We start from the raw sequence: 10,621 nt of genomic DNA, 5'->3' as shown, positions 1-10,621 counted from the left end.
CGCCCCGAGCCATGATGGCCGGGAACGGGGTATCAACATATCTGGCGTTGATTTTTGGCACGCTGTTGAGTTCTCAAGGAACGGACGCTTCCTTTGTACTCACCCTCTCGGGCTTTCCTCCGGGCTTCCCTTCGGTGTTCCAAACTCTATCAGTGTTTTTCCGGCCCCCTGACCACCGTCCTGCAGGCATGCAGAAGGTGATCCCGAGTTAGGATCTGACAAGTTGGGTGCTGCCAGGCAAGGACGACGCTTGGTCGCGCCGCTCGGCCTCAAGCAGGAGTACGACTGTACACGGGGCCTCGAAGAGGGTGCAAATCGATTGGGCTGGTGGTCTAGACCACTTAGCGGTATCTTTCGTGCGGAACCCGCACTTCATATGACATACGCTGCTGCACAGCGCCGTCCGAGACAGGCAGTGACGACGCATATACGCAGCTCCACCCCTGGGAGGCTTCCCATGACCACCGTGACGTCCCCTCTTGCAGGACGCGCCATCGGACTGGCCGCCGTGCCGGATCCGGTCTTCTCCGGGGCCATGGTCGGCCCGGGTACGGCGATCGACCCCGTCCGTGAACCGTCCGAGGCCGTCGCGCCCGTCGACGGAGTGATCGTCTCTCTGCACCCGCACGCGTTCGTCGTCGTGGACGACCAGGGCCACGGCGTGCTCGTCCATCTGGGCATCGACACCGTGCAGCTGAACGGCGAGGGTTTCGAACTGCTGGTGAACAAGGGCGACACCGTCGCGCGCGGTCAGGCGGTCGTGCGCTGGAACCCGGCCGCCGTCGAGGCCGCCGGCAAGTCCGCGGTCTGCCCGGTCGTGGCTCTCGAAGCCACTGCCGAGGCCCTCTCCGAACTCCGTGACAGCGGCGATGTGAAGGCCGGCGACAGTCTCTTCTCCTGGAAGTGACGTCAGTGCCGTCGTATGACGGCGAGCAGGACGACAACCAACGCGGCGGCGGGACCCGCCGCACTATCGGAGACGGGTGAGATGGAGACAACGCTGCGAGGCGTCGGCGTGAGCCACGGTGTGGCGATCGGCGAGGTTCGGCACATGGGAACGGCGGTGCTCGAGCCGCCTGCCAAGCAGATCCCGGCGGAGGACGCGGAGCGTGAACAGGGGCGCGCCCGCAAGGCCGTGGAGGCTGTGGCGGCCGATCTGATGGCGCGCGGCAATCTGGCGGGGGGCGAAGCCCAGGCGGTGCTCGAGGCGCAGGCCCTGATGGCCCAGGACCCGGAGCTGATGGCGGACGTGGACCGGCGTATCGCCGTCGGCAGCACGGCCGAGCGTGCCGTGTACGACGCGTTCGCCGCCTATCGCGAGCTGCTGGCGAACGCCGGTGAGTACCTCGCCGGACGCGTCGCCGACCTGGACGACGTACGGAATCGTATCGTCGCTCGCCTGCTCGGGGTGCCCATGCCGGGTGTCCCGGACAGCGACGAGCCGTACGTCCTGGTGGCGCGTGACCTCGCGCCCGCCGACACCGCGCTGCTGGATCCGACGCTCGTGCTCGGGTTCGTCACCGAGGAAGGCGGACCGACCAGTCACAGCGCGATTCTGGCCCGGGCGCTCGGTGTGCCGGCCGTCGTGGCGCTGCCGGGTGCCGGTGAGCTGGCCGAGGGCACGGTCATCGCTGTCGACGGCAGCTCCGGCGACATCTTCGTGAACCCGAGCGACGAGAAGAAGGCCGAGCTGGAGGCCGCTGCCGCCGCGCGGAAGGCCGCGCTGGCCGCGTCGACCGGTCCGGGTGCCACCGCCGACGGTCACAAGGTGCCGTTGCTGGCCAATGTCGGTGGTCCGGCGGACGTTCCCGCCGCGCTCGACGCCGGGGCCGAGGGTGTCGGCCTGTTCCGTACCGAGTTCCTCTTCCTCGACGACAGCAAGAACGCGCCGTCCGAGGAGAAGCAGGTCGACGCCTACCGTCAGGTGCTCGAGGCGTTCCCGGAGGGACGTGTCGTCGTCCGTGTGCTGGACGCGGGCGCGGACAAGCCGCTCGACTTCCTGACTCCGTCCGACGAACCGAACCCGGCGCTGGGCGTGCGGGGTCTGCGGACGCTGCTCGACCACCCGGAGGTGCTGCGCACCCAGTTGACGGCGCTGGCGAAGGCTGTCGAGGGGCTGCCGGTCTACCTCGAGGTCATGGCCCCGATGGTGGCGGACCGTGCCGACGCCAAGGCGTTCGCCGACGCGTGCCGGGAAGCGGGGCTGCGGGCGAAGTTCGGCGCGATGGTGGAGATCCCCTCGGCCGCGCTGCGGGCGCGCTCGATTCTTCAGGAGGTCGAGTTCCTGTCGTTGGGGACGAACGACCTCGCTCAGTACACCTTCGCCGCCGACCGTCAGGTGGGTGCGGTGTCCCGCCTTCAGGACCCGTGGCAGCCCGCGCTGCTCGACCTGGTCGCGGTGTCCGCCGAGGCGGCCAGGGCCGAGGGCAAGAGCTGTGGGGTGTGTGGCGAGGCCGCGTCCGACCCGCTGCTCGCTTGTGTGCTGACCGGTCTGGGGGTCACCTCTCTTTCGATGGGTGCGGCGTCCATTCCTTATGTCCGGGCGACGCTGGCGAAGTACACGCTGGCCCAGTGCGAGCGGGCTGCCGCCGCCGCGCGTGCGGCGGACAGTGCCGAAGAGGCGCGTGCCGCGGCTCAGGCGGTGCTGTCCGGCGAGTAGTCCGGTGGGTTCGGCCGGCTGACGGTTCCGTGAGGGCGCTCCACCTGCGGGTGGGGCGCCCTCGTCGGGTTCAGTGGCTGTGCCGCGGTGTCTGTCCTTCCGGTCCGAGGTCGGGCGGCACGCAGTAGTCGACGCCCGATTCCGGGGAGATCAGGTCACCGGAGTCGATGTCGGTGCAGTAGGCGTCGAAGACCTCTCCCGCGGTGAGGGGTTCGAGTCCGTCGCCACGCAGGCGCCAGCCGTAGACGCGGTCGGTGGTTCCCGGTGAGCTGGTGCGCATGACGAGTCCGCCGGGGCTCTGGGTGGCAATGCCCAGGGCGAGGACGGTGGTGAATTCGAGAGCCTCGGCCTCGTCGAGTCGTACGGATCCGTCGGTGTTCTCGTCGGAGTGGAGGACGGCGACGAGGGTTTCCGGGGTGCCGGTGATGCTGCACACCAGGTGGTGTTCGCCCGGCTGGGCCGTGTCGAGGATCTTGACGAGGAGGTCGGAGGCGCGGGCGAAGGCCGCTCGGCCGACGTCCTCCCCGCAGGAGCCGCAGGCGCCCAGGCGGGCGAGGAGTGTGGTCGCGTACTCCCAGGTGGCCTGGCGGACGGCCTCGTCGACCAGGGCCGGGACGAGATCGGTGAGGGGCTGGCCCTCGTAGGGCAGTGTGGGTCCGGAGTGGGCGAGCTCGGCCGTGAAGCGTGTGCGGCTGGACGGGATGTCCGGGTTGAGTCCGCTCTCCTCGCAGTACTCCTCGTACTCCAGTGGGTCGAAGAGGGCGACGGTGGTGTGGCTGCCCTGTGAGGCGCGGGTCCTCAGGAGGTCTTCCACCTGTTTCAGGTAGGTGGTGTGGTCGTCGAAGGTGAAGCTGCGGTAGCGCCGCATGACGCGGAAGTCGTGTTCGTCGGTGAGCAGGCCGATGGTGCCCGCGATTTCGCGGCGCAGGACGCGTCGCATCGTCTGGTGGTCGGTGTGCGCCATGTTTCCCCCTGTGCGCAGTCGATCAATGCTCACTCACAGTAACCGGCGGCACTGACAACGGGGGCCGAGCGGCCGGCCGGACCCGATGGATCGGTGACCGGCCGCCCGGTGAGGGATGCGGCTGGGCCTGGAGCGTCAGGCGCGCTTGCGGGCCAGTTCCTCGTAGAAGTGGAGGAGGTCGAGGTTGTCGATGGAGCCCGCGTTGACCGCCTTGTCCAGGGGGGTGCCCTGGAGGAGGCGCTTGACGGGGACCTCGATGCGCTTGCCGGTGAGGGTGTGCGGGATGCCCGGCACCTCGATGACTTCGTCGGGGACATGGCGGGGTGAGAGGTTCTCTCGGACGGTGTGCTTGATGCGGTCCAGGAGTGCCTGGTCCAGCACGGCTCCCGGGGTCAGATGCACGAACAGGGGCATCCAGTAGCCGCCGTCGGGCTGTTCGACGCCGATGACCAGGGATTCCTTGATCTCGGGGAGTCGTTCGACGGCCTCGTAGATGTCGGCCGAGCCCATGCGGACGCCCTGGCGGTTGAGCGTGGAGTCGGAGCGGCCGTGGATGACGACCGAGCCGCGTGAGGTGACGGTGATCCAGTCGCCGTGGCGCCACACTCCGGGATAGGTGTCGAAGTAGCTGTCGTGGTACCGGCTGCCGTCGGGGTCGTTCCAGAAGTGGATCGGCATCGACGGCATGGGGTTGGTGACGACGAGCTCGCCGACCTCGTCGATCAGGGGTTCACCGCTGGGATCCCAGGACTGGAGGTCGGTGCCGAGGCTGGGTGCCTGGAGTTCGCCGATGTACACGGGCAGGGTCGGTACGGCGCCGGCGAAGCAGGAGCAGACGTCCGTTCCGCCGCTGACGGAGGCGATCCACAGGTCCTCGCGGACCTCGTCGTGCAGCCAGCGGAAGCCGTCGGGCGGGAGCGGTGATCCGGTGGTGGCGACGCACTGCACCTTGGAGAGGTCGAAGTCGCGTCGCGGGTGGATGTCGGCTTTGCGGCAGGCCATGACGTACGCGGCCGAGGTGCCGTAGAGGGTGGCTCCCGTGCGTTCGGCGATGCGCCACTGGGCGCCGGTGTCGGGGTAGCCGGGGCTGCCGTCGTACAGGACGACGGTCGTGCCGGTGAGGAGGCCGGAGACGAGGAAGTTCCACATCATCCAGCCGGTCGACGTGTACCAGAAGAAGCGGTCCTCGGGACCGAGGTCGCAGTGCAGGCCGAGTTGTTTGAGGTGTTCGACGAGGATGCCGCCCTGGGACTGGACGATGGCCTTGGGCAGGCCGGTCGTGCCGGAGGAGTAGAGCACCCACAGGGGGTGGGCGAAGGGGACCTGTTCGAAGACCGGTTCGGTGTCGGCGCTCGTCAGGGCCGACCATTCCACCGCGCCTACGGGGGCTTCGGTGCCGAGGAGCGGGATGTGGACGACGGCGCGCAGGGAGGGCAGTTCCGCGCGGAGTTCGGTGACCGTCTCGCGGCGGTCGTGCTCCTTGCCGCCGTAGCGGTAGCCGTCGACGGTGAAGAGGACCACGGGTTCGACCTGCTGGAAGCGGTCCAGCACGCTGCGGGCGCCGAAGTCGGGGGCGCAGGATGTCCAGACGGCTCCTACGGCGGCCGTGGCGAGGAGGGCGACGACCGCTTCCGGGATGTTCGGGAGGTAGCCGCTGACGCGGTCTCCGGGGCGCACGCCGAGGGCGCGCAGTTCGGCGGCCAGGGAGCCGACCTGGCGGCGCAGTTCGGACCAGGTCACCGGGCGCGGTTCATGGGTCTCGTCGACATGCAGGAGGGCGGGTTCGTCCGCGCGGGTGTCGGCGGCGCGCAGGGCGTGCTCGGCGTAGTTGAGCCTCCCCTCGGGGAACCACTCGGCGCCGGGCATCGAGCGGTCGCCCAGTACGCGCGCGTAGGGCGTCGAGAACCGTACGTCGAACCATTGGGTGAGGGCTGTCCAGAAGGTCTCCAGCTCGTCGACGGACCAGCGATGGAGTGCCGGGTAGCCTCCGTCGGCCGGGGCACCGTGGTGTTCGGCCGCCCATGCCTGGAACCTGGTGACCTGGGACCGGGCGATGCGCTGCGGATCTGGCTGCCAGAGCGGCTGGGGATTCTCGGTCGACATGGGGCGGCTCCCGGACTGTGCGCGTCGTGTGCGTCTCCCGCGCACGGGCAAGGGGTGTGCGCGTGACGCGGCTGACAGGGACGATGCCATGTGATCAACTTCTACGCCAGGGTGCGCCCCACATAGTCCGCGTCGTGAAGATGTGGTCTCAGCACGGGTGAACGGCAGTTGAACGGCACGCGCGGGTGGCGCAGTGAGTGGCAGGGTGAGCAGCATGAACGGTCGTGACCTGGTGCGTTCGGTGAAGGCGGTCGGCTCGGCGGGGGCTCCTCAGGGGTTGCGTACCGTACGGGCCGCGTGGCGCAGGAGGCGTGCCGACGCCACCGGGCTGCCCGCGCGCGGGGCCGAGCGGGCGCGGGTGCCGGGTCCGGTGCAGAGCGTCGAGCCGGGTCCGGGTGGGGGCGTCATCCGGTTCAGCCGCTCCGAGCTGCGGATCAGGGTCGCGGTGAACGGGGCGGTGTTCTGGGGCTGGGACGGTGCCGAGCCCGAGCCGTCGTACGCGCTCGCGGGCCGCTGCCCGGAGCCCGATCCGAGGGCGGCGCTGGAGCCGGACAAGGACGGCGGCTGGCGGGTGGTGGCCGAGCGGGCGACGGTCGTGGTGTCGCGGCACGGCGCGGTCGAGGTGCGTACGCCCGGCGGGGTGACGCTGCGCCGGGATCTGCCGCCGCGCTGGTGGGAGCCGGTGGGCGGGGGCGCGGCGCGCTGGATGCAGCGCTCGGAGGTGGCCGCAGACGCGCGGTTCTTCGGGCTCGGCGGGCGGGCGTCGGGCCCGCGGCTGCGGGACGGGTCGTATCGGCTGTGGAACACCGATCCGGGCCGGGCGTTCGGTCCCGGTGACGATCCGCTGTACCTCACGATGCCGGTGCAGCTGGTGGTGGCCGACGCCGGCACCCATCTCGTCTTCCACGACACCTCGTGGGACGGCACCGTGAGCCTGCGGGAGGGCGAGGAGGGTGCCGGGTCCGGGCACGACCGGGCGGGGACGAGCGAGCTGCGCATGGACGGCGGTCCGTTGCGCTGCTGGGTGATGGTGGGGACACCCGCGCGCGTGCTGCTCGGCTGGGCCTCGCTGACCGGTGCGCCCGCGCTGCCGCCGTCGTGGGCGCTGGGTCATCATCACGCGCGCTGGGGCTTCGGCAGCGAGCAGGAGGTCCGGCGGATCGTCGCCGGCTATCAGGAGCACGGTCTGCCGCTGGACGCCGTGCATCTGGACATCGATCACTTCGACGGGCACCAGGTGTTCACGGTCGACCATGAGCGCTTCCCCAAGCTGCCCCAGCTGGCCGAGGAGTTGCGGCGGGACGGGATCCGGCTGGTGTCGATCGTCGACCCGGCGGTGAAGGCCGTGGCGGGCAACGCCGTGTACGACAGCGGGACGGCCGAGGACGCGTTCGTGAAGGACGCGGCCGGGCGGCTCGTGGAGGGGGTCGTGTGGCCCGGGGAGGCGGTCTATCCGGACTTCACGCACACGCGTGTGCGGGAGTGGTGGGGGCGTCTCTATCAGGAGCGGCTCGCGACGGGGTTCGCCGGTTTCTGGCACGACATGAACGAGCCGACGTCGTTCAACGCCTTCGGGGAGTCCACGCTGCCGCGCTCGGCCCGGCACTCGCTGGAGGGCCGGGGCGGTGACCATCGCGAGGCGCACAACGTCTACGCGCTGTGCATGGCGCAGGCGGGCTACGAGGGCTTGCGCGAGCTGGTCCCTGACGAGCGGCCGTTCGTGTTCTCGCGGTCCGGATGGGCGGGTCTCCAGCGGTACGGCGGCACCTGGTCCGGGGACGTGGCCACCGGCTGGCCGGGGCTGCGGGCCTCGCTGTCGCTGGTGATGGGGCTCGGCCTCTGCGGGGTGCCGTACTCGGGGCCCGACGTGGGCGGCTTCGACGGGAGTCCGTCGCCCGAGCTGTATCTGCGCTGGTTCCAACTCGGCGCCTGGCTGCCGCTGTTCCGGACGCACGCGAGTCTGCGGGCGGGGCGCAGGGAGCCCTGGGAGTTCGGTGCCGAGGTGCTGGAGCACGCGCGCGTGGCGCTCGTCGAGCGCCGGCGGCTGCTGCCGTACTTCATGACGCTGGCGCATCTGGCGCGCCGTACCGGAGCGCCCTACGTACGGCCCTTGTGGTGGTCCGCGCCCGAGGACCGTGCCCTGCGCGACTGCGAGGACGCCTTCCTGCTCGGTGACGCCCTGCTGGTGGCGCCGGTGCTCGACCCCGGCGGCGACCGGCGCGCCGTCCAGTTGCCGCGGGGCCGGTGGTACGACACCGCGACGGAGAAGGTGTACGAGGGTCCAGGTCAGGTGCTCGTCGACGCGCCGCTCTCGCGGATCCCGGTGCTCGCGCGCGCGGGCGCCGTCATCCCGGTGCGGGCGGACGACGGCGGTGTCGAGCTGGAGGTGTGGGCGCCCCAGCGGGGGCGCGGCGGCGGTGGTCTGGTCGTGGCGGATGCGGGCGACGGGTGGGACGAGCCGGAGATCGAACGCTACGTCGCCCGCTGGACGGGCCGCCGGGTGGTCGTTCAGCGCGAGGGTGAGGACGGTCTGAGCGAGCCGTCCCACCCGGTGCGGCTGCGCGGGCTCGAAGCGCGCTGAGCGTCAGACGTAGCGGCCCTCGAACCAGGCGCGTACGGCCACGGTGTGCAGCGGGAAGGCGAGCTCCTCCGGCCTGCGCAGGAGGTGCCAGCCGTCCGTCTCGTCCGTGGCCGCGGACCGCGGGAGGCCGTCGGCGGGGCGCTCCGGGAGGACCCCGAAGAGCAGCAGGTGGCCGTCGGGCGAGCTGATCGCGTCGACGAGCCGTACGTCGCGGGCGGCCGCCTCGATGCCGGTCTCTTCCCGGAGTTCACGGACCAGGGCGTGCCGCCAGTCCTCGCGGTCGTCGATGTAGCCGCCGGGCAGGGCGATGCCTCCGCGCGCGGGGGCGACGGTTCGGGTGATGACGACCAGGGCGGTGCCCTGGGTGTCGTACACGGGCTGGAGTGCGACGGCGACCGGCAGGGGGTTGCGGTAGGCCACGGTGTTGCAGGCGGGACAGGTGCGGGGCCAGCCCGCTACGCCCTCCCCGTAGGGCGCTCCGCAGCTCGAACAGTGGGAGCCGGGCTCGGAGTTGGGGTTGGAGGCTTGAGTTTCGGACACGCGGCGGACTGTATCCGATCATCGGGAGCTCCGGTTCCGTTGGGCCCCCTGCCCCTTTGCGGCCGCCCGTGCGACACTTCTGACGTTCCGTCAGATCCGGTCCGGGGAGGGGTTTTGGCGCGCACGCACACACCAGTGGTCACCGGGTGGTTCGCCGGTGACGGAGACGACTTCGCGCTTCTCGGTACGCGCTGTTCGGCCTGTGCCGCGGTCTTCTTCCCGCGCGAGGACGGCCATTGCCGCAACCCCGGATGCGCCGGTGGAGATCTGGCGGAGATTCCCCTTTCGCGGCGCGGGCGCGTCTGGTCGTACACGGACAGCCGGTACAAGCCTCCGTCACCCTATGTGACCAATCCGGAACTTCCGTGGGAGCCCTACGCGTTGATCGCTGTGGAGCTGGCCGCCGAGCGGATCGTGGTGCTGGGACAGGCGGCTCCCGGGGTCACCGTCGGCGATCTGGCGGTGGGCATGGAGGTGGAGGTCGTCCCGGGTGTGCTCCATGAGGACGCGGAGACGACCTGGACGACATGGCACTGGCGGCCGACGGGGGTGGCGTGATGGCGGGCGAGGTGGCGGTGCTCGGGGTGGGCATGCACCCCTGGGGCAAGTGGGGGCGCGGCTTCGTCGAGTACGGGGTGGCGGCGGCCCGGGCGGCGCTCGCCGACGGGGGGCTGGAGTGGCGGGAGATCGGCTCGATCGTCGGCGCGGACACCGTGCGGGGCGGCTATCCGGGCTATGTGGCCGGGGCGACCTTCGCCAAGGCGCTGGGCTGGCAGGGTGCCCGGGTGGCCAGCGTGTACGCGGCCTGCGCGTCGGGGGCGCAGGCGGTGGCCGCCGCGCGGGCACAGATCCTGGCGGGGCTGGCCGACGTCGTGCTCGTGGTGGGCGCCGACTCCGCGCCCAAGGGGTTCTTCCGGCCCGCGGGCGGTGACCGGCCCGACGATCCGGACTGGCTGCGGTTCCGGGTGCTCGGGGCGACCAATCCCACGTACTTCGGGCTGTATGCGCGCAGGCGCATGGCCGTGCACGGGGACACGCCGGAGGACTTCGCCCAGGTCAAGGTGAAGAACTCCGCCCTGGGCGCGCTGAATCCGAACGCGCGCTACCGCAAGCGGGTGACCGCCGACGAGGTCGCGGCGTCCGCCGTGGTGGCCGATCCGCTGCGGCTGCTCGACATCTGCGCGACCTCGGACGGCGGGGCGGCGCTGGTGCTCTCCAGCATGGAGTTCGCGCGTCGGCGGGGTGTGGCCGAGCCGGTGCGGATCAGGGCGGTGTCGACGGTGACGCCCACCTATCCGAACCCGGTGCTCGACCTCCCGGACATCGCGACGGACTCGGCGGCCGCGGTCGAACCGGCCGCGGAGACGTTCCGTGCGTCGATCGCGCGTGCTGCCTACGAGGAAGCCGGCGTGGGACCGGAGGAGTTGTCGGTCGCGGAGGTGTACGACCTGTCCACCGCCCTGGAGTTGCAGTGGTACGAGGACCTCGGGCTGTGCGGCGAGGGTGAGGGCGCGAAGCTTCTGCGTGAGGGCGCGACGGCCCCGGGCGGACGCACACCCGTCAACACCAGCGGCGGACTCGCCTCCTTCGGCGAGGCCGTCCCCGCGCAGGCGATCGCCCAAGTCTGCGAGATCACCTGGCAGTTGCGGGGTGAGGCGGGTGACCGGCAGATCGCGGACGCGCGCGTGGGCCTCACCGCGAACCAGGGGCTCTTCGGGCACGGGTCGGCGGTGATAGCCGTACGGTGATCGGGCGAAAGGGGTTTCTCGCACGC

9 protein-coding genes are annotated in these 10,621 nt (G+C 71.0%); 6 read left to right on the top strand and 3 right to left on the bottom strand.

The features are described 5' to 3' along the window. The 3 genes from G3I78_RS51430 to ptsP all read left to right on the top strand — a co-directional run. Positions 1-212, top strand: a 212-nt coding sequence (locus G3I78_RS51430) for a hypothetical protein (RefSeq protein ID WP_203616427.1), incomplete at its 5' end; no start/stop codon positions are given. Positions 213-457: 245 nt separating this feature from the next. After that, on the top strand, positions 458-907 hold the full coding sequence (locus tag G3I78_RS45490; RefSeq protein WP_164436182.1) for a PTS glucose transporter subunit IIA: 450 nt from the start codon (positions 458-460) through the stop codon (positions 905-907). Between the two features lie 81 nt (positions 908-988). Beyond that, positions 989-2,659 (top strand): phosphoenolpyruvate--protein phosphotransferase, encoded by a 1,671-nt coding sequence (gene ptsP, locus G3I78_RS45485; RefSeq protein WP_164436180.1) that lies wholly within the window; start codon positions 989-991, stop codon positions 2,657-2,659. A 70-nt stretch (positions 2,660-2,729) separates the two neighbouring features. Here ptsP and G3I78_RS45480 read toward each other — a convergent pair whose 3' ends face one another. Together G3I78_RS45480 and G3I78_RS45475 are read right to left on the bottom strand one after the other, a co-directional pair. Next, a complete protein-coding gene (locus G3I78_RS45480; RefSeq protein ID WP_164436178.1) occupies positions 2,730-3,623 on the bottom strand; it encodes a hypothetical protein in 894 nt (297 codons plus the stop codon). Between the two features lie 135 nt (positions 3,624-3,758). After that, positions 3,759-5,726 carry an acetoacetate--CoA ligase gene (locus tag G3I78_RS45475; RefSeq protein ID WP_164436176.1) on the bottom strand — a complete coding sequence of 656 codons (1,968 nt, stop codon included), beginning with the start codon at positions 5,724-5,726 and terminating at the stop codon, positions 3,759-3,761. 214 nt (positions 5,727-5,940) lie between these two features. On the opposite strand from G3I78_RS45475, the gene G3I78_RS45470 reads away from it, so the two are divergent. Beyond that, a complete protein-coding gene (locus tag G3I78_RS45470; protein ID WP_164436174.1) occupies positions 5,941-8,307 on the top strand; it encodes a glycoside hydrolase family 31 protein in 2,367 nt (788 codons plus the stop codon). Between the two features lie 3 nt (positions 8,308-8,310). Here G3I78_RS45470 and G3I78_RS45465 read toward each other — a convergent pair whose 3' ends face one another. Further along, positions 8,311-8,847: an NUDIX domain-containing protein gene (locus G3I78_RS45465; protein WP_164436172.1), complete on the bottom strand. Its 537-nt coding sequence runs from the start codon at positions 8,845-8,847 to the stop codon at positions 8,311-8,313. 135 nt (positions 8,848-8,982) lie between these two features. Between G3I78_RS45465 and G3I78_RS45460 the strand changes: the two genes are divergently transcribed. Both G3I78_RS45460 and G3I78_RS45455 read left to right on the top strand, forming a co-directional pair. Beyond that, positions 8,983-9,405 carry a zinc ribbon domain-containing protein gene (locus G3I78_RS45460; RefSeq protein ID WP_164436187.1) on the top strand — a complete coding sequence of 141 codons (423 nt, stop codon included), beginning with the start codon at positions 8,983-8,985 and terminating at the stop codon, positions 9,403-9,405. Beyond that, positions 9,405-10,595: a lipid-transfer protein gene (locus G3I78_RS45455; protein ID WP_164436185.1), complete on the top strand. Its 1,191-nt coding sequence runs from the start codon at positions 9,405-9,407 to the stop codon at positions 10,593-10,595. Before G3I78_RS45460 ends, G3I78_RS45455 begins: the two co-directional genes overlap by 1 nt. Positions 10,596-10,621: the final 26 nt, after the last annotated feature.

The sequence above is a fragment of the Streptomyces sp. SID13726 genome, from assembly GCF_010548375.1.
Taxonomy (GTDB): domain Bacteria; phylum Actinomycetota; class Actinomycetes; order Streptomycetales; family Streptomycetaceae; genus Streptomyces.
This window is presented reverse-complemented; position numbering and strand designations above follow the sequence as displayed.

Bases quoted from the DNA above. Each gene is read 5' to 3' on its own strand.
- G3I78_RS45490 (WP_164436182.1), top strand. From the start codon at position 458: ATGACCACCGTGACGTCCCCTCTTGCAGGACGCGCCATCGGACTGGCC.
- G3I78_RS45480 (WP_164436178.1), bottom strand. From the start codon at position 3,623: ATGGCGCACACCGACCACCAGACGATGCGACGCGTCCTGCGCCGCGAA.
- G3I78_RS45470 (WP_164436174.1), top strand. From the start codon at position 5,941: ATGAACGGTCGTGACCTGGTGCGTTCGGTGAAGGCGGTCGGCTCGGCG.
- G3I78_RS45455 (WP_164436185.1), top strand. From the start codon at position 9,405: ATGGCGGGCGAGGTGGCGGTGCTCGGGGTGGGCATGCACCCCTGGGGC.
- ptsP (WP_164436180.1), top strand. From the start codon at position 989: ATGGAGACAACGCTGCGAGGCGTCGGCGTGAGCCACGGTGTGGCGATC.
- G3I78_RS45475 (WP_164436176.1), bottom strand. From the start codon at position 5,726: ATGTCGACCGAGAATCCCCAGCCGCTCTGGCAGCCAGATCCGCAGCGC.